The organism is Thermodesulfobium acidiphilum, assembly GCF_003057965.1.
GTDB lineage: Bacteria > Thermodesulfobiota > Thermodesulfobiia > Thermodesulfobiales > Thermodesulfobiaceae > Thermodesulfobium > Thermodesulfobium acidiphilum.
Map to the genome: position 1 here is coordinate 1,132,013 of NZ_CP020921.1, position 20,990 is coordinate 1,153,002.

At 32.5% G+C, this 20,990-nt stretch carries 27 protein-coding genes; 16 read left to right on the top strand and 11 right to left on the bottom strand.

Going from position 1 to position 20,990, the window contains the following annotated elements:
* The 6 genes from TDSAC_RS05725 to rfbC form a co-directional block, all read right to left on the bottom strand.
* Window positions 1-1,416, bottom strand: a complete 1,416-nt coding sequence (locus TDSAC_RS05725) for a class II fructose-bisphosphate aldolase (RefSeq protein ID WP_108309296.1) — start codon at window positions 1,414-1,416, stop codon at window positions 1-3.
* A 77-nt stretch (window positions 1,417-1,493) separates the two neighbouring features.
* A complete protein-coding gene (locus tag TDSAC_RS05730; RefSeq protein WP_108309297.1) occupies window positions 1,494-2,408 on the bottom strand; it encodes a polymer-forming cytoskeletal protein in 915 nt (304 codons plus the stop codon).
* On the bottom strand, window positions 2,405-2,872 hold the full coding sequence (locus tag TDSAC_RS05735; protein ID WP_108309298.1) for a zf-HC2 domain-containing protein: 468 nt from the start codon (window positions 2,870-2,872) through the stop codon (window positions 2,405-2,407). Before TDSAC_RS05735 ends, TDSAC_RS05730 begins: the two co-directional genes overlap by 4 nt.
* Window positions 2,862-3,416, bottom strand: coding sequence for an RNA polymerase sigma factor (locus TDSAC_RS05740; protein ID WP_108309299.1), 555 nt, complete (start codon window positions 3,414-3,416; stop codon window positions 2,862-2,864). Before TDSAC_RS05740 ends, TDSAC_RS05735 begins: the two co-directional genes overlap by 11 nt.
* A gap of 158 nt (window positions 3,417-3,574) precedes the next feature.
* Window positions 3,575-4,006: a ferritin-like domain-containing protein gene (locus TDSAC_RS05745; RefSeq protein WP_108309300.1), complete on the bottom strand. Its 432-nt coding sequence runs from the start codon at window positions 4,004-4,006 to the stop codon at window positions 3,575-3,577.
* Window positions 4,007-4,070: 64 nt separating this feature from the next.
* Window positions 4,071-4,622: a dTDP-4-dehydrorhamnose 3,5-epimerase gene (rfbC, locus tag TDSAC_RS05750; RefSeq protein WP_108309301.1), complete on the bottom strand. Its 552-nt coding sequence runs from the start codon at window positions 4,620-4,622 to the stop codon at window positions 4,071-4,073.
* An 82-nt stretch (window positions 4,623-4,704) separates the two neighbouring features.
* On the opposite strand from rfbC, the gene leuC reads away from it, so the two are divergent.
* Genes leuC through leuB form a run of 3 tightly spaced genes read left to right on the top strand, consistent with a single transcriptional unit; the run spans window position 4,705 to window position 7,536 of the window.
* Window positions 4,705-5,964, top strand: coding sequence for a 3-isopropylmalate dehydratase large subunit (gene leuC / locus TDSAC_RS05755; protein ID WP_108309302.1), 1,260 nt, complete (start codon window positions 4,705-4,707; stop codon window positions 5,962-5,964).
* Between the two features lie 2 nt (window positions 5,965-5,966).
* On the top strand, window positions 5,967-6,476 hold the full coding sequence (locus tag TDSAC_RS05760; protein ID WP_108310334.1) for a 3-isopropylmalate dehydratase small subunit: 510 nt from the start codon (window positions 5,967-5,969) through the stop codon (window positions 6,474-6,476).
* Entirely contained in the window at window positions 6,469-7,536 is a 1,068-nt protein-coding gene (gene leuB, locus TDSAC_RS05765) for a 3-isopropylmalate dehydrogenase (protein ID WP_108309303.1), read from the top strand. Before TDSAC_RS05760 ends, leuB begins: the two co-directional genes overlap by 8 nt.
* Here the strand turns inward: leuB and galU are convergent.
* Window positions 7,531-8,403, bottom strand: coding sequence for a UTP--glucose-1-phosphate uridylyltransferase GalU (galU, locus tag TDSAC_RS05770; RefSeq protein ID WP_108309304.1), 873 nt, complete (start codon window positions 8,401-8,403; stop codon window positions 7,531-7,533). The two genes, leuB and galU, sit on opposite strands and share 6 nt — an antisense overlap.
* 82 nt (window positions 8,404-8,485) lie before the next feature.
* On the opposite strand from galU, the gene TDSAC_RS05775 reads away from it, so the two are divergent.
* From TDSAC_RS05775 to clpX, 13 genes are read left to right on the top strand one after another with little or no spacing between them, the layout of a single operon-like run.
* Complete coding sequence (locus TDSAC_RS05775; RefSeq protein ID WP_108309305.1) at window positions 8,486-9,121, top strand: DVU0298 family protein; 636 nt, start codon at window positions 8,486-8,488, stop codon at window positions 9,119-9,121.
* Window positions 9,118-9,696: a hypothetical protein gene (locus TDSAC_RS05780; RefSeq protein ID WP_108309306.1), complete on the top strand. Its 579-nt coding sequence runs from the start codon at window positions 9,118-9,120 to the stop codon at window positions 9,694-9,696. The genes TDSAC_RS05775 and TDSAC_RS05780 overlap by 4 nt, the downstream gene beginning before the upstream one ends.
* The gene (locus TDSAC_RS05785; protein WP_108309307.1) at window positions 9,689-10,336 is read left to right on the top strand and encodes an HAD-IA family hydrolase; all 648 of its coding nucleotides are present in this window, start codon (window positions 9,689-9,691) and stop codon (window positions 10,334-10,336) included. Before TDSAC_RS05780 ends, TDSAC_RS05785 begins: the two co-directional genes overlap by 8 nt.
* A 55-nt stretch (window positions 10,337-10,391) precedes the next feature.
* Complete coding sequence (gene argC, locus TDSAC_RS05790) at window positions 10,392-11,432, top strand: N-acetyl-gamma-glutamyl-phosphate reductase (protein WP_108309308.1); 1,041 nt, start codon at window positions 10,392-10,394, stop codon at window positions 11,430-11,432.
* Between the two features lies 1 nt (window position 11,433).
* On the top strand, window positions 11,434-12,624 hold the full coding sequence (argJ, locus tag TDSAC_RS05795; RefSeq protein WP_108309309.1) for a bifunctional glutamate N-acetyltransferase/amino-acid acetyltransferase ArgJ: 1,191 nt from the start codon (window positions 11,434-11,436) through the stop codon (window positions 12,622-12,624).
* Window positions 12,625-12,632: 8 nt separating this feature from the next.
* Window positions 12,633-13,499, top strand: coding sequence for an acetylglutamate kinase (gene argB, locus TDSAC_RS05800; RefSeq protein WP_108309310.1), 867 nt, complete (start codon window positions 12,633-12,635; stop codon window positions 13,497-13,499).
* Window positions 13,474-13,746, top strand: coding sequence for a glutathione S-transferase N-terminal domain-containing protein (locus tag TDSAC_RS05805; RefSeq protein ID WP_150130305.1), 273 nt, complete (start codon window positions 13,474-13,476; stop codon window positions 13,744-13,746). The genes argB and TDSAC_RS05805 overlap by 26 nt, the downstream gene beginning before the upstream one ends.
* On the top strand, window positions 13,736-13,999 hold the full coding sequence (locus TDSAC_RS05810) for a co-chaperone GroES (RefSeq protein ID WP_108309312.1): 264 nt from the start codon (window positions 13,736-13,738) through the stop codon (window positions 13,997-13,999). Before TDSAC_RS05805 ends, TDSAC_RS05810 begins: the two co-directional genes overlap by 11 nt.
* 5 nt (window positions 14,000-14,004) lie before the next feature.
* Complete coding sequence (gene miaA / locus TDSAC_RS05815; RefSeq protein WP_199919725.1) at window positions 14,005-14,919, top strand: tRNA (adenosine(37)-N6)-dimethylallyltransferase MiaA; 915 nt, start codon at window positions 14,005-14,007, stop codon at window positions 14,917-14,919.
* Complete coding sequence (gene dapF, locus TDSAC_RS05820; RefSeq protein WP_108310337.1) at window positions 14,916-15,764, top strand: diaminopimelate epimerase; 849 nt, start codon at window positions 14,916-14,918, stop codon at window positions 15,762-15,764. Before miaA ends, dapF begins: the two co-directional genes overlap by 4 nt.
* Window positions 15,765-15,794: 30 nt before the next feature.
* The gene (gene tig, locus TDSAC_RS05825) at window positions 15,795-17,144 is read left to right on the top strand and encodes a trigger factor (RefSeq protein WP_199919726.1); all 1,350 of its coding nucleotides are present in this window, start codon (window positions 15,795-15,797) and stop codon (window positions 17,142-17,144) included.
* A gap of 30 nt (window positions 17,145-17,174) precedes the next feature.
* Window positions 17,175-17,774, top strand: coding sequence for an ATP-dependent Clp endopeptidase proteolytic subunit ClpP (clpP, locus tag TDSAC_RS05830; protein ID WP_108309315.1), 600 nt, complete (start codon window positions 17,175-17,177; stop codon window positions 17,772-17,774).
* Window positions 17,775-17,783: 9 nt separating this feature from the next.
* Window positions 17,784-19,025: an ATP-dependent Clp protease ATP-binding subunit ClpX gene (gene clpX / locus TDSAC_RS05835; RefSeq protein WP_108309316.1), complete on the top strand. Its 1,242-nt coding sequence runs from the start codon at window positions 17,784-17,786 to the stop codon at window positions 19,023-19,025.
* A gap of 47 nt (window positions 19,026-19,072) precedes the next feature.
* Here clpX and TDSAC_RS05840 read toward each other — a convergent pair whose 3' ends face one another.
* The 4 genes from TDSAC_RS05840 to TDSAC_RS05855 all read right to left on the bottom strand — a co-directional run bounded on the left by TDSAC_RS05840 (window position 19,073) and on the right by TDSAC_RS05855 (window position 20,978).
* A complete protein-coding gene (locus tag TDSAC_RS05840; RefSeq protein ID WP_108309317.1) occupies window positions 19,073-19,330 on the bottom strand; it encodes a hypothetical protein in 258 nt (85 codons plus the stop codon).
* 45 nt (window positions 19,331-19,375) lie between these two features.
* Window positions 19,376-19,909 carry a tetratricopeptide repeat protein gene (locus TDSAC_RS05845; protein WP_108309318.1) on the bottom strand — a complete coding sequence of 178 codons (534 nt, stop codon included), beginning with the start codon at window positions 19,907-19,909 and terminating at the stop codon, window positions 19,376-19,378.
* Between the two features lie 227 nt (window positions 19,910-20,136).
* Window positions 20,137-20,598: a PAS domain S-box protein gene (locus TDSAC_RS05850; protein ID WP_108309319.1), complete on the bottom strand. Its 462-nt coding sequence runs from the start codon at window positions 20,596-20,598 to the stop codon at window positions 20,137-20,139.
* A gap of 77 nt (window positions 20,599-20,675) precedes the next feature.
* Entirely contained in the window at window positions 20,676-20,978 is a 303-nt protein-coding gene (locus tag TDSAC_RS05855; RefSeq protein ID WP_108309320.1) for a hypothetical protein, read from the bottom strand.
* Window positions 20,979-20,990 lie beyond the last annotated feature (12 nt).

Sequence of the window (20,990 nt, forward strand, 5' to 3'; positions counted from 1 at the left end):
TCAGTCAGCCCCCTCTTCAAATTCCATAGTTCGAAAATCCACATTTTTATGGCTCAAATTAGCATTACTTTTATATCCTATTTTTATTAATTTAATATATTTGTCAGTATAAGATTTAGTATTGAAAACGTTCAATTGTGAAAACAGAAATTCAATCTTTTTCTCAAGAACATCCAATATTTTATTTTTATCAGCATCTGGCAAATTCCACCATTTTTCTTTCAATGGTCCAAATACCTTTTTCCTTGTTTTATAAATAAATTGCTCTCTTGTCATATTTTCTTTCCACTCTGACTTGAAATTTTCTTCAATGAATTTGAAATTCTCTTCTCTAAACTCTTCAGGTGCAAAATCAAACATTATATTCTGAAAGCCAGTCGCAAGATGTATCTCTGCAGTTTTGTGTTTAGGAAAATTGTTAAACAGCTCATCTGGCAAGGTTGAAGCACCGTGTTGAACAGCTCCAGCTATATGATATTTTTCTCTTGCACATTTTCCTATAGAGTCCAAAACGTTAAAGTCCAATTTAACGCTTGCTACAGTTCCATCAGGCAGAGGAATTCCACCATGAGCAGTTCCCGTTTGAACGCTTATTTTTGAAATTCCAGGACTAGATTTTAAATTATCTAAATATGCGTCCATAAATGCTTCAAATTCTTCTACAGTAGAATTTTTACCACCTATATGGCCAATTTCAGCACCTACAGAAACGTTTATTCCTTCTGGTTGAATAGATCTTATAAAATCAGTCATTTTTGCAGTATTCATATAATTATGAAACTGCTGTTCAACTAAAGTTGGCTTTGTATAGTCTACCAATGTAGACGGATCAATATCTATATTATAAAAACCAGCTTCAATAGCCTCTTTTGTAAGTTTCTTAATGTTATCCAACTCTAACTCTGGATTCGAAAAGTAATTTTTGGAACTAAATTGAAAATGATCTCCTTGGACAAATACTGGTCCCTGATATCCTTCTTTAATGGCTGCAGCTAAAATACAGGAAATATACTCTAAAGGTCTTTGAAAGGTGTATTCTATCTCAGATTTTGCAATCTCAAATATCAAAGCAGTTACATTCCTCTTAATTGCAACCTTAAAGATTCTTTTAGCAAAGTCGTAGGTTAAGCCTCTGATATTTATTGCAGGAACAGTAAATTCTAGTCCTTCGCCTCTCCCCTTAGCCATATACAGATCGTGGATTGAAGAAGAGACAATATCCATCATATTTGCAAATTCTCTAATCAGAAAATAGCAATAATTTTTTACTTGAGAATCTTGTGTAAATACGGCTGTTTTAATAAGATCATCAATCACTTTCTCTCTTAGTTTATCTTTATTTAGCGTAAGTTTTCCATTAATTATTAGCCCATTGGTTTCAAGAATTTTTGCAACTTCCTCTTTTGTCCTAAACAAACTGATCTCCCCTTCCTTAAAAATTATTAGTTTGCTCGCCTAACAATATAAAACAAATATTAAAAAATATCAAATTTTTAAGAGCTCTTATAAAGCAAAATGCTATAAGAAAGCCCAAGCGATAGCCAAATCAAATAAAGCAAGCTTCCACTAAAAATTAATATGGTTAACGATAAAAACAAACATGAAATTAAAACATAAAACAAATAAGGAACTTCCCTTTTTAAAATAAGATGAAATAAATTTTTGAAAATTGAAAATGTAAAAAATGTTATACCTGGCACGCTCAAAATTGACATAATAGCCAAAAAAATTACTGCAAACATTGGTTCTTCTCTAGAAAACCAAAAGATGCTTGGAATTGATAAAAATATAAAAATCGAAAAACATATTGCCTTTAATGAAAATTTATAAACGTAGTTGTACTTTTCTATTACAATTCTTTTAAAAAACAAAAAATATATAAAAGACATAAAGAATATCAGCACTGAAAAAAATATCTTGGCCTCAAAGCTATTTATAAGAGTTCTAAAATCAAGGATCACTCCCCCTTCAAAATTCTTACCAAACAGTGGCTTCACATTTAAAAAAGGTGGCGGAGTCCTTTTTGATAATATTTCTAAAATATCTCCAGTTCTTGCCCCAGTCTCTTTTTTAAGCGACCCATTATGAATAATTACTTTTCCAGTAATTACTGCAGAATTTTTTAGAATTACATCAGATCTATAGGCAATTAGATCACCGTTTATCCTGCCGCTAACAGTCAATATTGCATTATGAACAATAAAATCACCGTTTATCACCTGATCCTGTTCGATATTGATCTCTCTTTTTATAACATCTCTTTTTAAATATTGTTCCTCATTAGTCTGATATCCAAATCCCTGTCTAACTCTGGATAACATCAGGTTTTGATCTTGAGCAAAAACTAAATTAAAGGAAAAAAGATATAATGTTAAAAAAACAAAAAATAATAACAGTCCTCTTTTCAACTTAAAAGTTCCTTTCTTTTTTTGTAAACAGAAAAGATAATAAATGCCAGAAAACTTCCTATTAAGAGATAGATTAAAGAAACGTTGTTATAGAAAATTTCCCAAACAACTTCAAAAGCATAGAACACGCTCTCTTCAATATCTATAGAAAATATAGAATAATTTATATTGTTTAAAAGTATTGAACCAATTAAAAATATAAAAGACATAGAAGTTGAGAAGAAAATAAGATTTTTTATAAAAGTTTGTTTTTCTATTCTATATACAATCAATGAAAAGAGATCGTCTGGAACGCTCATAATAGGTAAATTCTTAAGCGAATATGTAAGCTGCTTAGATCTTTGTCTCAAATAAAAGCACTTTGGACAATTTGCCACATGAGCTTCCAATTCAAGTAGCTGCTTAGATGTAATTATTCCAAGCTCTTCGAGCTCTATAAGTTTCTTACATTCATCACAGCTCATACGTAGATAACTCCTTATAAAGTTTTTTTCTTCCTCTAGAAATTCTCATTTTAACAGTTCCCTCATCAATTGATAAAATATTAGAAATCTCCTTAATACTTAGATCCTCCTGATAAAATAAAACTATAACAACCCTATAAATTTCAGGAAGTTTCAAAAGCGCCTTTTCAACAGCTTCCTTGTTTTCATATCTTATAATTATTTCTTCAGGCATCAGAGAGTTGTCTACAGGATCAAAACTTCTTTCATCATCTTCCGAAGTCAAGTCCTCAAACGATGTATATTCTTTTTTTGCTCTTTTTTTATCTATATATAAATTTGTCAACACTCTCTTAGCCCATGGTATAAAAGGATAATTTATATCAAATTTATCCACATTATTGTAGAATTTAATAAAAAACTCCTGTACAAGATCCTTTGCTTCTTCGGAAGAACCAGATAATCTGTAAGAAAGAGTATATATAAAACTGCTATACCTATTGTATAGGTCTCTAAAAGCATTTTGGTCTCCCGATTTTATCCTTAAAATTAGGTCTGAGTCCATATATTAGAAAGCACCTCATACAATCACCTTTATTCTATTCATACTTTTATGCTTTGATATTACATTTACAAGTTCTAAATAGAATACGATTTTTTAAGCATAAAGAAACAAAAAGGGAACAAAAAATTTATTTGCTCCCTTAAAATTTAAACTTATTATTAGTCTACAAGATAATTTTCAAATGTCTGGAGATGATCCATTTCTTCTAATAAAATCTTTTCAAAAAGCCTTCTAGTCGCTAAATCATCGTGTTTTTTTGAAAAACTAATTATTTCCCTATAAAGTTCTATTGCTTCATTTTCAGCTTTGATATCAAGTTCAAGCATTTCTTTCAGAGAAGAGCCTACTTCAATATTATTTGGCTTAGTGGTGGGTATTCCGCCAAGTTTGAAAAGATGCTCTGCAATATCCTCTGCATGCTGCATTTCTGTAATTGAAATCTTTTTCAAATCTTCACCTACAATTTTACCTTTAAAACCAACTAATTGTATATGCTGCCACATATACTGGATACTAACCTGGATCTCTCTGGCAATAGCTTTGTTTAGCATCTCAAACAATTGTTCTTTTGTAGCTTTTGCCTGTGACATTAGAATCCTCCTGATAATTATATTTATTAACAAATATTATATTACAATTTATATAAAATAATAATTAAAATTGCTCCAAAAATTCTTCCTTAAAAGTTTTCAATCCTGCATCTTGCAAAGAAATAATAGGATTCTCGACTGGCCAAGGAATAGATAAAAATTGATCGTTATATATTACTCCACTAGAACTTTCAGGTGAATATTCAGAAGAAGTTTTATATAGCACTATTGCAAAATCGCTTAATGCACAAAAACCGTGCAAAAAGCCGTCAGGCACAAAAAGAAGATAATCATTGCTATCGTGCAATATCACCGTAAAATATTTGCCAAATGTTTTAGACTCTCTTCTGACGTCCACCACTGCATCAAATATGCTTCCATAAACACATTTCACAAGTTTTGCCTGGCCATGTGGAGCTTTTTGATAATGAAGTCCTCTTATTACACCTTTTTTAGAAAAAGATAAGTTATCCTGATTAAAATCTAAATCAAACCCCATCCTTTTAAAATCAGAATCTTTAAAAATCTCTTGAAAATAACCTCTATTATCAAAAAATTTTTTTGATTTTATAATCACTAAGCCTTCAATACCCGTTTCTATTTTTTCAAATGGCATATTTCTCCCCTACTTAATTTATTTTTTTCATTTTATAATAAAAGGGAAAATTAAAAAAGGACATTTCAGAAGGGAGTCAAAAATGGGCAAAACTATTGCGGAAAAAATTTTTTCCAAACACTCAAAAAAGGATGTGAAAGCAGGTGACTATATCCTTGCAAATCTAGACATAGTTCTTGTAAACGACATCACAGGTCCACTAAGCGTTATTGAATTCCAAAAGCTAGGAGACATTAAGGTTTTTGATAAAGATAAAATAGTCATAATTTGCGATCACTTTACGCCAAACAAAGACATTAAATCAGCCCAAAACGTAAAAATGTTAAGAAATTTTGCAAAAAATCAAAACATAAAACATTTCTATGAACCTGGTCATGTGGGAATAGAACACGTTATGATTCCCGAACTAGGTTTAGCTCGACCAGGATATTTAATAATTGGAGCAGATTCCCACACGTGCACTTATGGTGCACTAAATGCATTTTCCACTGGAGTAGGTTCAACTGATGCTGGCATGGCAATGGCAACTGGAGATACGTGGTTCAGAGTTCCACCATCATTTAAAGTAGAAATAAGAGGTAAACAAAAGAAATGGATTAGCGGAAAAGACGTCGTGCTAAACTTGATAGGGAAAATTGGCGTAGAAGGCGCAAACTATTTTGCTCTCGAATTTTGCGGAGAAGGATTAAGAAATCTTTCTATAGATGACAGATTTACCATTTCAAACATGGCAATCGAGTGCGGGGGTAAAGCTGGTATATTTAATTATGACGAGATAACGCACCAATACCTAGAAAGTTTGGGAATAAATGCATTTGATTACATTGAGGCAGACAAGGATGCAAATTACGAAAAGAGTATCACAATAGATTTAAGCGAACTGGATTATACTGTTTCTCTTCCATTTTCTCCAGATAATACTGTCAATGTAAGCAAATTAGAAAAAACTTATGTTGACCAGGTAGTAATAGGATCTTGCACAAACGGTAGACTCTCAGATCTAAGAGTTGCAGCAGAAATTTTAACTAACAAAAAGGTAAAGGATGGCCTCAGAGTAATTGTACTTCCAGGAAGTCCAAAGGTCTATCTTGAAGCTTTAAGAGAGGGCCTGATAGAGAAATTTATTTTAGCTGGCGCAGCAGTTTCTACCCCAACCTGTGGCCCATGTTTAGGTGGTCATATGGGCATTCTTGCTGAAGATGAAGTTTGCGTTTCAACTACCAACAGAAATTTTATTGGCAGAATGGGGCATCCAAAGAGTAAAGTAATTCTCGCTTCCCCTGCAGTCGCTGCAGCATCTGCTATAACTGGATATATCACTTCGCCTGAGGAGGTAATGTAATGATGATTTTAGAAGGCGCTGCAAGAATTTTTGGCAATAATATAGATACCGATCTTATAATAGCAGCAAGATATCTAACAGAAACCAATGAAGTTGAACTTGGCAAAAATCTTTTCAAAGATTTAAGACCAAATTTTGTAAACGAGATGAATAAAGGAGACATAATAGTTGCAGGAAATAATTTTGGTTGCGGCTCATCACGAGAACATGCTCCTTTAGCCATAAAGGGCGCAGGAATTAGTGCAGTTATTGCAAATTCCTTCGCAAGAATTTTTTTTAGAAATGCTATTAATGTTGGTTTACCAATTTTCGTAACAAGTGAGAATTTGAATTCAATCGAAGAAGGAGATAAATTATCTATAAACGCTTCAGAAGGGATACTCTTAAATAAGACAAAAAACAAGACATATAAATTCGACCCATATCCAGAATTTTTATTAAATCTCGTTCAAATAGGTGGTCTCTTTAACTTTACCAAAAATCGTCTAAAAGAGGTGCAAAAAAATGTATAAAGTTGCATTCTTACCTGGTGACGGAATAGGCCAGGATCTAAAAGAAGTAGTAAAAGTTTTTAGAGATAAAATTGAAGAAAAATATGGATTTTCTTTTGAATTAAATGAACTTCCAATTGGTGGAAATGCAATTGATTCATTTGGAGATCCTTTACCGCCAGATGTATTAAAGGAGTGCAAAAACTCTGATGCTGTCTTTTTGATAGCTGTTGGTGGCCCAAAGTGGGATAACAATCCCCCAAACCTTAGACCTGAAGCGGGATTATTGAAATTAAGAAAGAGCCTAAACGTTTTTTGCAATATCAGGCCTATTAAACTTTCCAAACACTTAACACACCTTTCTTGCTTAAAATGTGAGACTGTAAACAAAGGCCTTGATATAGTAATATTAAGAGAACTGACTGAAGGCCTTTATTTTGGTGAACCTCGAGGAATTTACACACAACCTGACGGTTCAAAGGTTGCCATAAATACTATGAGTTACAGTTCAACTACAATTGAAAAATTTGCAAAGATAGGGTTTGAGCTTGCGATGTCTAGAAAGAAAAATCTGACTTCCGTTGATAAGGCAAACGTTCTTGAAAATTCAAGACTTTGGCGAGAAGTAGTAGAAAATTTATCAAAATCTTATCCAGAAATAAAGTTAAATCACCTGTATGTGGATAATGCAGCCCTTCAAATGATATACGATCCTAATCAATTTGATGTAATAATTACAGAAAATCTGTTTGGAGACATTCTCAGCGATGAGGCAGCTGCACTCGTAGGTTCACTTGGGCTTTTGCCATCAGCAAGTATAGGCGACAATAAACCATTTTTATACGAACCTGTACACGGATCTGCTCCTTCAATAGCAGGCAAAAATATAGCCAATCCTATAGCCACCATTTTTTCAATTGCTCTAATGCTAAGATTAAGTTTTGAGAGGAATGATATTGCACTTGACCTTGAAAATGCTGTAGAAAAAGTCTTAGAAACCAAGGTAGGAACTGCCGATCTTAAAATGAAAAATACCATAGGCACAAGAGAATTTGCTAACGAAGTGCTTAAAAATCTATAATTCTTTACAAATTTCTAACAAATGATTTTTCATTTCATCCTTAAATTCTGGATGTTGAAGCGCAAAATCGACTGTGGCTTTTAGGTATCCAATCTTTGAGCCACAGTCATATCTTTTTCCTTTAATCTCCACTCCTAAAACCAACCTTCTCTCGCATAAAGTTCTAAGAGCATCAGTGAGCTGAATCTCTCCACCCCTCCCAGGTTTTGTCTCTCGTAAAATATCAAAAATTTCAGGAACAAGTATATATCTACCGATTACAGCATAGTTTGAAGGAAATTCATGTACCTCAGGCTTTTCAATAAGATCAAAAATCTTTAGTACGCCATCATCATCCGGAATTGGCTTTGCAAGAGCTATTCCATAGCTGCTAACCTCTTCTTCTGGCACCATCTCAAGGGCTAATACTGGACTATGATATCTCTCATACACTTTAATTAGCTGTTTCATAGCAGGAATTTCAGAATTTATAATATCATCACCAAGAACTACAGCAAATGGTTCGTTATCGATTACCGCAGACGACATAAGTACTGCGTGTCCTAATCCCAATGGTTTTGGTTGTCTAACATAGATAAACTCAGCATCATCACGAATTTTGTCAACATCAGCTAGCAAACTAGATTTATCTTTATCTTTCAATATAGATTCAAGCTCCCATGAGGCATCAAAGTAGTCTTCAATAGGTCTTTTGTTCCTACCTGTAACAAATATCATATATTTTATTCCTGATTCTAGAACTTCTTCCACAACATACTGGATTAAAGGTCTATCTACTAGTGGCAACATCTCTTTAGGAGACGCTTTGGTAGCTGGTAAAAACCTTGTTCCCATTCCTGCAACAGGAAAAACTGCCTTTCTGATCATAAGAACCTCCTTAGCCTACAAAAAACGCATTAAATTATATTAACTATGTTAAAATATTTTTTATATATTAACAACAACATGTATGAAAATAATTTTAGAACTCTTAAAAAATAGAAATTATGAAGAAATCGTCTTTTTGTGTAACAAAGAAAGACGATTTTGGTCTTTTTTAAAGTCAAGATTATACGATCCAGATATGTTAATAAGGTATAGAGCCGTAGAAGCTGTGGGTTTATACATGAAAGATTTATGGAATAAAGATGAAGAGAAGGTAAGGGTGTTTATAAGAACTCTTCTATGGTCACTTAACGATGAATCAGGAGGAATAGGATGGAGCTCTGCTCCTACAATAGCACAGATAATTAGCCACATCCCATCTTTAAAAGATCCATATTTATCAATGGCAATGAACGCCCTTGATGAAGATCTTCTTAAAAAGCCAATCCTTTGGGCAATAGCAAAAGTTGGGAAAAAAGCCCTAGAAGACGTAAAATTCCATAAAGAAAATTTTCTTAAAGCCTTTGAATCTAAAGACAAAGAAACTATAGGATATGCTGTAATAGCTTCAACAGAAACAGAATTTAGAGATTCACTGGCATATATTGTAAAATTAAAAAATAATCCGACTAATTTTACTTTCCCTTACTTTGTAGACGGCTTTTTTAGAAAAGAAAATTTAGATAGTTTACTTGATGAAGCAATTAAAAAACTAAAATGAAAAACATCATAGACAGTTTAGAAAAACTTTATAAGGAAGTTGAAAACGAATTCAAAAGAATTGGACAATATTATGATTTTAGCTGTTTTGGTTGTACTACAAATTGTTGTAATACTTTATTTTATCACTTCACGATTGTTGAAGAACTTATGCTACAATACGGCCTATCAAAACTCGATGGAAACACAAGATTAATGATCGTTGAAAATTCTAAGAGATATTTGCTCTCGAAAGAAAATCATAACGAAAGAGGAAGATTTAAAATGATGTGCCCTGCAAACAAAGATGGACTTTGTATGGTCTATCAATATAGACCAATGATATGTAGAATTCATGGTGTCCCATCCAAACTAGTTTTTCCTAATGGAAGAGTTGATTTTTACAAAGGATGTGAGGTTATAGCGTCAAAATTTCTGGAATTTCCTTACGTATTAGATAGAACAAATTTTTTTAAAAATTTAAGCAAAATAGAACTTGATTTTAGAAAAAAGACAAATAAGCCTATAAGTTATAAATTCAAAAAAACTATTGCAGAAATGATTCTTAGCAAAGATTTGAAAGATATTCATGTATAAAAAGATTATTAACGATATCGAAAATATCTTTTTAGACTTTGATGGCACGATCGTTCACAAAGAATTTGATCGATATTTTTGGACCGAATATGTGCCACTCCAATATTCAATTAAGAATAACCTGCCGCTAGAAGATTCTAAAGAAAAACTCTACCACTTATATAACTCTTATAAAGGACAGCTTTGTTGGTCTGATATAGATTTTTGGTCTTCGAAATTAAACCTTGATATTGAAAGTCTCACTCAGTCTATTTCAGGTTTAATAAAACCGTCAAAAGGCATTTACAAATTTTTTTCACATGCAAAGAAAAATAATAAAAGAATTTTTATTTTAACCAACGCACATAAAAAAACAATTAACATTAAGCTTAAAAGGATTAATATAAAAAAACAAATTGATAAAATCATAACCTGTTTTGACCTGGGATATCCAAAAGAACACATTGGTTTTTGGAAGAAATTAAAAAGTCAAATCGAATTCGATCCTGCAAGAAGCGTTTTTATAGACGATCTCGAAGAAAATTTAATGCAAGCCAGTAAGATCGGCATCAAAAACGTTTGGTTAAAGGTTGAAGAAGAAGAAATAAAAAACATAACTTCAAAATTTTTCTACTTTGTTTCATTCGAAAATTTACTATAATCGTCCATAAAACAATATATACTGATTGAATTTAATAACCTTTCAAGGAGGATTTATGAAAAAGATTAAGGTTGGTATATTTGGTGCAACTGGATATGCTGGATTGAACATATTTAGGATATTGTCAAATCATCCTTATGTAGATTTAAAGTATCTATCTTCTCGCTCCTACAACGGTGAAAGCTATAAAAAACTTTTTCCCTCTTTTAACACTGATATAGTACTTAAAACTTCAGACCCGGAAGTAGCAAAGGATTTAGATGCCTGTTTTATCGCCTTACCAGCAGGCGAAACGTCTAAGTTTGTTACAAAACTAATAGAATATAACAATAACATTGTTATTATTGACCTGGGAGCAGATTTCAGATTTAAAGATAAAGAGATTTATGAGAAAACATATGGTATCGAACACAGCTGTCCAGAAATATTAAAAAACTCTGTTTACGGCTTGCCAGAAATAAATAGAGAAAAAATTAAAAGAGTTAAAATTATAGGTAACCCTGGATGTTATCCTACCAGTATTCTTTTAGGATTATATCCAATAATTGATCGTTTTAAAGGCAGTATAGAAAATATAATCGCAGATTCAAAGTCAGGGGTTAGTGGAGCAGGTAGAAAGTTATCTAAAGATTTTCTTTTTTGTGAAGTAAATGAAAGCGTAAAACCTTACGGTGCAAAATTTCATAGACATCAGCCAGAAATGAATGACCAAATAAAGCTAATCTCAAAGGATGCTCCCGAATTAATTTTCACACCCCATCTTATTCCAATGCAAAGAGGTATTCTTTCAACAATTTACGTATTTTTTAAAGAAGATTTGCCAGAAGAAAATGAGATAAAAAAACTTTATTATGAAAAGTATAGAAATGAAAAATTTATTCAAATACTTGAAAATGACTTACCAACTACTGGAATGGTAAGATCTAGCAACCTGTGCGCAATCAATATATGCAAGACATCAAATAGGGTAATAAAAATTTTTAGCGCGATTGATAACTTAATAAAGGGTGCATCAGGTCAGGCTGTTCAAAACCTTAACATAATTTTTGATTTCCCTGAAGAACTATCGCTAACTACTCTTCCGGAGGTAATATAAATTGTCAAATTTTCCAGAAAACTTCAATTTTGCAGGATTAAGTTGTGGCCTAAAATTATCTGGCAAAAAAGATCTTGGAGCTATTTTTTGTAAAGAAAAGGCACTTACCTTTGCTTTATTTACCCAAAACAGCGTTGCAGCAGCACCTGTAAAAATTTCGAAAGAAAGACTCAAAAAAAATAAGTATATAAGAGCAATACTTATCAATTCAGGAAACGCAAATGCAGCAACAGGAATAGATGGTTATAACGATGCAATTGAAATTTCGAAAAGGTTTGCAGAGCTAATTGGAGTTAGAGAAGATGAAGTGCTTTTGGCATCCACAGGTATAATAGGTGTAAGATTGGACAAAGAAAAAATTATTAGCAAGATCCCTGAATTGGTAAACAATTTAAAACAAAACAATTACAAAGATTTTGTTGAATCTATTATGACTACAGACAGTTTTGAAAAAGAATATTTTGAAGTAATATCTTCAGAAAAAAACGATGAAATCCACATAAGAGCATACGCAAAGGGTTGCGGAATGATATGTCCCAACCTGGCTACGATGCTTGTTTTTATCACCTCCGATATAAATGCTGACGAAAAAATACTTAAAGAGATATTCGTTAATTGTGTAAATAGAAGCTTCAACGCCATATCGGTTGATGGAGATACATCTACTAACGATTCAGCTTTCTTTATGACCGATATGCTTTATCCAAAAAACAAAATAACCAATAGAAAAGATAAGTTAATTATGGATTTTGAAAGTGCTTTGAATCGTTGCTGCACAAAGTTAGCAAACGATATGGTAAAGGATGGAGAAGGTTCTACAAAAGTTCTAGAAGTTAGAGCAACTGGTTTTGCCAGCGAAGAAGAGGCAAAAAAAGTAGCATCAAATATCGCAAAATCAACACTTGTTAAGTGTGCCTTCTTTGGTTCAGATCCTAATTGGGGAAGAATTATCTGCGCTGCTGGAAACACTAATTTAATTAGTGAAGATTCTGTTTTAATAAAGATTTTCGACACTGCAGTATATAATAAAAAGCCCATTAATTTTGATAAAGCAAGCCTTCGCAAAAAAATCTCAAATAGCGAAAGAGTTATAATAGAGATCCATAATAATGCTGGTGATAAAGACTTTACTTTCTATGGTTGCGATTTAACTTTTGATTATGTTAAATTAAATTCAGAATATTCAACGTGAGGTGTAAATTGTTTGACAAAAAATTGCAAGCAAAGATAATTATCGACGCTTTGCCCTACTTTAAGCAATTTAATAATCAGGTAATCGTAATTAAATATGGAGGTTCAATTTTAGAAGTAGAAGATGTAAATGATGCACTATTTCAGGACATTGTTCTCCTTAGCTATTTGGGGGTAAAGATCGTACTTATACATGGTGGAGGACCTGAAATCTCAAGATGGCAAAAAATCCTTAATATAGAAACAAAATTTATAGAAGGTTTAAGAGTTACCGACTCAAAAACTATGGAAATAACTGAAATGATCCTATCTGGAAAGGTAAACAAAAACATAGTTGCAAAAATCCAGAGTTATGGAGGAAAGGCAGTTGGCATATGTGGTAAAGATGGTGGAACTATAGTAGCAAAGAAGAAATCTGAACAATATGGTTTTGTGGGAGAAATAGTAGATATAAATCCTTCTCTACTTGCAGCACTTGTAAATTCAAATTATGTTCCCGTCATGTCCCCAATAGCCTACGACGAAGACGGCTCATCTCTGAACATAAACGCAGATTTTGTTGCTGGAAAAATTGCAATTTCTCTTAAGGCAAAAAGGCTATTGTATCTCACAGACGTGCCAGGAATATTGTTAAACAAAGATGATCCATCTTCGGTTGTTTCCAAAATTAAAACAACTCAGATAGATAGTCTTATAGAAGAAGGTATCCTTTCAAGGGGTATGATACCAAAAACCCTTTCTGCAAAGGAGGCTATTGAATCTGGAGTAGAGGCCGTTCACATTATTGATGGAAGAGAACCTCATTCGCTTTTACTTGAGGTACTTACCCCTGAAGGAGTAGGAACTATGATTGTCAGTGAGAGTTATGACAAATAAACCGATACTATATACATTCCCTGGGAACAAATATTGTCAAATATTAGAAAAATATATAAAAGAGAGAGATCTGGATATTGAGATTGTTTCAATTTATAATATATATTGTTCTAATTTAAAAAAGGATAATGTTAAAGAAATCTTTAAAAAAATTGGCACTGAAACTTTGCCAATATTAAAGTTTAACAATAAATACTATTCTGAATTTAATGAGATAGAAAGGATATTGATCAAAATTGACAATTAGACCACTTGATAACATGGTGCTTGTGAGAGTAATGAGTCCAAGCGATAGGACCTCATCAGGAATCCTTATACCAGAAACGGTTAAAGAAAGTCCCAAAGAAGGACTTGTAATAGCAATTGGTGATTCTACAGAAATAAAGGTAAAGGTAGGAGACCAAGTAATATTTGCTAGAGATACGGGATTTGAGATAAATTATGAGGGAAACTCTTATCTTATTTTGCCTAACAAAGCTATCCTTGCAGTAATAGAATAACAATTGTGAACAAGGTTTTTATTTTACTAGGACAAACCTGCACTGGGAAAACGAATGTTTCTATTGAAATAGCACAAAAACTGCCAATAGAGATAATCTCAGCAGATTCAAGGCAGGTTTATAGGTATATGAATATTGGTACTGCAAAACCAACAAAAGAGGAAATGAAAGGCGTCCCTCATTATCTAATTGATATAATATATCCAGATGAAGAATTTAATGCGTTTATTTTCCAGTCAAAAGCTTTAGAGATAATCGAAGATGTTGTTAATAGATCTAAAATTCCCTTAATCGTTGGAGGAACTGCCCTTTATTTAAAAGGTTTAATAGAGGGATATAATTTTGCATTTGGAACTAAAAACAGAGAAATAAGGAACAGACTCATGGCAATAGGATTAGAAAAAGGTTTCGAACACCTACATCACAGGCTTACAGAAATAGACCCAGATTATGCAAAAACAATTTCTCCGACTGATAAAATAAGAATAATTAGAGCTTTAGAAGTATATGAAGTTTCAGGTTTATCATTTTCTCAGGCAGCAAAAAATTCAGAAAGAAGATACGAATATAAAATTTTTGGTCTTAAAATAGAAAGAAATTTGCTTTACGAAAGAATTAATAAAAGAGTTGATCTAATGATTCAAAACAACCTTATTGATGAAGTAAAATTTCTTATCGATAAATATGATATAAACACTAAAGCATTTCAAACTTATGGTTATAAAGAAATAATTGATTATTTAGTAAATAATTTGCCTTTAAATGAAGCAATTGAACTTATAAAAAAGAACACAAGAAATTTTGCAAAACGTCAAATGACATGGTTTAAAAAAATGAATGCTGAATGGATTGAAAACATAGATTATAATATTAGTGCAAATTACTTGATAAAAAAAATTAAGGAGGAACTTTATTGGTGAAGTTTTACAAAATGCACGGAACAGGCAATGATTTTGTCATGCTTTTGCCAGAAGAATCCAAATATGTAGAATCAAAGAATCCTTCAGAAATTTCTAAACAATTGTGTGATAGACATTTCGGAATCGGTTCAGACGGACTAATCCTTATGTTATCATCTGACAAAGCGGATTTGAAGATGAGAATCTTTAATGCAGATGGTAGCGAGGCAGAAATGTGCGGAAATGGTATTAGGTGCTTTGCCAAATTGGCAAAAGATATGAATATAATTAATAAAGATAAAATAGAAGTAGAAACGCTTGCAGGCATTATTGTCCCAGAAATTATAAAATCTGATGGTAAAAATTCATTAATAAGAGTAAATATGGGCATTCCAAATCTAAAACCCGAATCAATACCGATATTAGGATTTGAGGGAAAGGATTCAGTTATAAACCAAAGAATTCAGATCAACGATAAAACGTTTTTAAACGTAACGTGCGTTTCAATGGGCAATCCTCACTGCATAATTTTTATGGATTACGACATAAAGAGTTTCCCGATTGAAGGCATTGCTCCAGATGTCGAACATTCAGCATGGTTTCCAAAAAAAACAAACGTTGAATTTGCAAGGGTTATTTCGAAAAACGATATAGAGTTAAGAGTTTGGGAAAGAGGAGTAGGTGAAACATTGGCCTGTGGTACTGGAGCTTGTGCGACAGCTGTTGCTGCAAAATTAAATGGCTTTACGAACGGAAAAGTAAACATTCATTTACCAGGCGGAATTCTTCATATAGAATATGAAACAAGCAATGTTTTCATGACAGCAACCGCTACGTTGGTTTTTGAAGGTATAATCGAAATATAAGTTTAAAAATTAATTTTAGGAGGATATAAATTGAATTATTCAAAAACATACGAATCATCCACAAAAGTTGAATTTGACGTTATATTTCCAAAAGAAGAGATTGAAAGCGAATGGAATCAAACCTTTAATCTAATTGCAAATAGGACAAATATTGCAGGCTTTAGAAAAGGTAGAGTACCAAGAAACATATTAGAAAGGATAATACGAGATGAAGACATTATAGAAAACTTAAAGGAAACGCTGTTAAGAAAAACGTTCAACAAAATAAAGGATGAACAAGGCGATGAAAATCTTTACAACATTTTCAAAGAAGATGAATCAGAAATTCAGAAGGATAAAGAATATAAGTTTAAGATAGTATTTGAATACTGGCCTGATCCAGAATTAGGAGACTATAGGTCAATAAGGATTAAGGCCAATGAGGTGTCTGTTTCTGATGAAGAATTAGAAAAACAGCTAAACCTAATTCTTCAAAGTTTTGCCAAGTGGAACAATGTAGAAGATGGTGAAATACAATTAAAGGACGTTGTAGAAATAACTATGGAAACAAAAGACGAAAATAACGAAGAAGTAAAAGAGTATACTGGAAAATCAGCTATTTCTATAAATCCCGATATAAATGATAGGCTAAAACCTCTTAGAAATGCCTTATTAGGAAAAAGAGTTGGCGACGAAGTAGAATGTGATATTGAATTGGAGTCCAAACGTGCGCACGTAAAAGCAAAAGTTGATTCAATAAGAAGAAAAGAATTATCAAATTGGTCTGATATAGATCTTCAAGCACACTTCCAGGTAGAAAGCCTTGAAGAGCTCAAAGAACAGCAAAAAAGCATATTGCTTATGAACAAACTCCAACTAGAAATTGAAAATCAGAAAAATGAAATTTTGAACAAAATAAGAGAGATGAGCAAAATTTATATTCCAGAAACTGCTCTTCAATTAGAAAAGCAGCAATATATAAATGACTTAGAAAAGAGGATAAAAAATAGACAGGTTTCAAAAGAGGAAATAGACGCATTAAATAGCGGTAAAGATGAATTCTCTAAGTTTGCAGATTCAGTAGTAAAAAAATCAATAGAAGAACTCTTGATAATTGAAAAAATTTCTAAAGACCTGGGTATAGTAGTTGAAGATGCAGAAATAGAACAAAGACTTAGAGCATATAGAAAGGATCTGGGAGAATCAGATCTTGATAAGTGGATTCTTGATTTAAAAAATGACAAAAGAACCTGGAGACAGTTAATTGCAGATGTAAAAAGAGAAAGAGTTTTTTCGGCTCTCTTAACAATGTGTGTTGAAAGAGAAGAAAAAGATGATACGAATCAAAACGCTGAGGAAGTTCAGTTAAAGAGTGAAAGCTTAGAAGGCGAAATAAAGTAGTTAAAAAAATAAAGGATGGTGAAATAACAAATGAACATTTCAAGTGGTATTCTCATACCTACAGTTACCGAAAGAACCTCCTATGGAGAAAGAGTTTACGACATATATTCAAAACTTTTAAATGACAGAATCATATTCTTAGGAACTGCAATAAACGAAGACGTAGCAAATCTTGTAGTAGCCCAAATGCTTTTTTTAGAGGCAGATGACCCCAATAGAGACATTTACCTTTATATAAACAGCCCTGGGGGAATTGTAACTGCGGGCCTTGCTATTTATGACACCATGCAATATGTAAAATCACCAGTTAACACAATTTGTTTTGGCCAGGCGGCAAGTATGGCTGCAGTAATTCTGGCCGCGGGAGAAAAAGGTAAAAGATATTGCTTGCCTAATTCAAGAGTCCTTATACATCAACCTTTAGGTGGAGCTGAAGGCCAAGCTACAGACATTGCTATCCAAGCCAAAGAAATATTAAAGATAAAGGACACGTTAAATCAAATACTAGCTAAGCATACGGGGAAGAATATCACCAAAATTAAAAATGATACAGAAAGAGATTTCTATATGGATGCCGTTCAAGCCAAAGAATATGGCATAGTTGATGAAATTTTAGAAAAGAGAGAGTAGGAAATAACTATGGATAACGATAATTTACAGAGATGTTCCTTTTGTGGCAGAAGTTCTAAAGAAGTAGAAAAATTCTTCTCGGGGAAAAATGGAGCTTTAATTTGCAGTGACTGTATAAAAATTGCAAATAAAATACTGGAAAGAGAAGAAAGAGAAAAAATTCTCGAAAATTATAACAGCACTATAAACAACTTAAAACCAAAAGAAATATTTGCAAAGCTATCCGAATACGTAATTGGTCAGGAGAATGTAAAAAAGGTTCTATCAGTTGCAGTATATAATCACTATAAAAGAATAATGCAAGATAAGACTGACAACGACGTAGAAATTTTAAAAAGCAACGTCTTATTAATTGGTCCAACTGGAACAGGAAAAACACTTTTGGCACAAACCCTTGCAAAAATACTAAACGTTCCATTTGCCATCGCAGATGCCACTACTCTAACAGAGGCAGGTTATGTAGGGGAAGACGTTGAAAATGTTCTTCTTAGGTTAATTCAAGCAGCAAACTACGATATACATGCTGCAGAAAAAGGAATTGTTTACATAGATGAGATAGATAAAATTGGCAGAAAGTCTGAAAATACTTCAATAACAAGGGATGTATCAGGAGAAGGAGTCCAACAGGCATTATTAAAAATCCTTGAAGGCACAATAGCAAACGTGCCACCTCAAGGAGGAAGAAAACATCCTCAACAAGAGTTTATACAGATCAATACTGAAAACATACTTTTTATTTGTGGCGGTTCTTTCGAAAAGATTGAAGAAAAGGTATATTCTAGAATTGGCAAAAAAAATATAGGATTCATATCAAAAAGCAAAATTGATAGAGAGATCAAAGAAGAGGAAGAAAAATGGAAAATTTTACAAGAGAATATTCTTCCAGAAGATTTAATTCATTTTGGTCTTATCCCAGAATTAGTTGGTAGATTGCCCATTATTTCAGTCTTAAGTCCTCTTGATGAAATATTACTTAAGAAAATACTTACTGAACCTAAAAATGCAATTTTAAAACAATACAAAAAGCTCTTAGAAATGGATAATATAACCCTAAACTTTACTGAAGAATCTCTAGATTATATCGTAAAGGAAGCGATAAAGAGAAATACAGGTGCAAGAGGGCTAAGGGCTATAATGGAAACTATTATGCTTGATATTATGTTTGACACAGCTTCATTCACACAAAATGGAACTCTTGATATTGACGAAAAATTTGTAGAAGCGAAGTTAACTCCAAAAAAAGTAAGCTAAAAAAATTGCAGCTGTTAAGGAGTTTTAACAGCTGCAATTAGCAAATTTTATTTCTTTTCCTCTTCTTCAAAAATCCTTAAATATTGATCAATAATAAACTCTAAATATATGCATTTTTGGCCTTCCATACACAGATCTGCATCTCTTTTGTCGAGATATGCATATCTTTTTAAATTCCCTTTAAAAAAGGTTATCAACCAAGCGTCTTTATCTTTTTCGAATACAACACTGAAATTCAGTTTATTTTCTCCCAAATTTGGATATATTTCTCTTAATTTGTTTGCCAAACCTACAGCAGTATACATTAGTCTCTCCTTTAAATTTTGATATTTCTTTTAAATATACCAAATTTAATTATTGCTATCAAGCCTTCTCGCGTTAGCAGAATCTCTTTCTGAGCTTGCATAATTACCCAATGCATAATATGCGCTTACTCTATTAAAATATGCTACAGACATATTTGAGTTAATCTCTATTGCGCTGTTATATGCAATGACTGCCTTAGTGAATTCACGCAAATCATAATAGCTAACACCTAGATTGTTATAATAGCTTACATTTTTTGAGTTTAGCTCTATTGCCTTTGAAAAATCTTGAATTGCTTTGTCGTATTCGTGCAATTTGAAATATGAGTTTGCCCTATTTACATAAGCGTCGACAAGTTTTGGATTTGACTCTATAGCCAGATTATAAAATGATATAGCTTTAAAATACTCTTTCTTATCAAAAAATGAATTTGCCGAATTTAAATATCCCCTATAATTTCCATTGAAAAATAGAAGTGGAAATAAAAATATTAAAAATACAACAAAAACGCTAATAAGAAAAAATTTTTTAACTGTTAAATCTACCCCTTTGTCAAATTTTTGTCTCTCTAAAATCAATCTAACTCTTCATAACACACCCTATTTTAATAGCGCTTCATTAGCTTTACAAAAATAACACTGTGTGTCCGTTAAAGACACACTTGTATTTTCATATATCTCTCTATTTGTTTTCTGTATGTACTTTCTTTTGTGAATTTCTTCCCCGCAATAGCCATTAACCTTAGTATGAAATAACTTTTCAGTCATCTTATTTTGTGCAAGAATTTTTTTGTCTTTGTAATTAGTCAGGCAGGAGCAGGCAAACCTTTCAGTATTAATTTGAGTCGTTCTTTCTTAATCTTGTTTTCTTCTTCCAACTTTTTTTGTTCACTAATATCCTTTACAATCCCAACTGAATACCAATTATCCTTAAAATTAAAAATTGATAAGGAAACTTCTATAAAAACCTCTTTTCCATCTTTATGTCTTGCTTTCATTTCTACTGCTCTATCTAAGGAATTTCCTTTTCCTTCTAAAAAGTTATGCTTTATCTCCTCAATATAAGACTTATAGTAACTAGCTGAAACCAAAAATTGGTCCAATTTCTTCCAAATAACCTCTTCCCAAGAATAGCCAAAGAGCTTTTCCGCAGCTTTATTCCAAAAGGTTACCCTATCCTGGTCATCGGTAATTATAATAGTATCTCGAACTGAGTTAATGACCACATCAAATTTTAGTTGGGCCTCTTGCATCTCATCTTCTATCAAAACTCCTTCTGTAACGTCAGAGATAAAGGCAATGCATAGATTTTTGCCCCTGTAGTTAATAAGCTACACGCTCACCTCTACAGGATAAAGAGTGCCGTCTTTTCTGCGATACTGAGTTTTAAAGGAAATACTTCCCCCTTTTCACCACTTATCAAGGGTTCAAGCAGCCTCTTAAAGCGATCCACGCTCATCTCTAGCTTCAAGTCAACTGGTGTCATAGCGCTTAGCTCTTTTGATGAAGATCCTAAATTCTTCCTGGCAGTATGGTTCACAGCAAAAAATTTTAAACTCTTTGGATAAAAAATATATATCTCATTAATAGATTTCTCAAAAAGCTGTCTCAAAAAGCTCTTTTTTCTCAAGTCAATTCTGAAATCCAACCTATTCTCCAG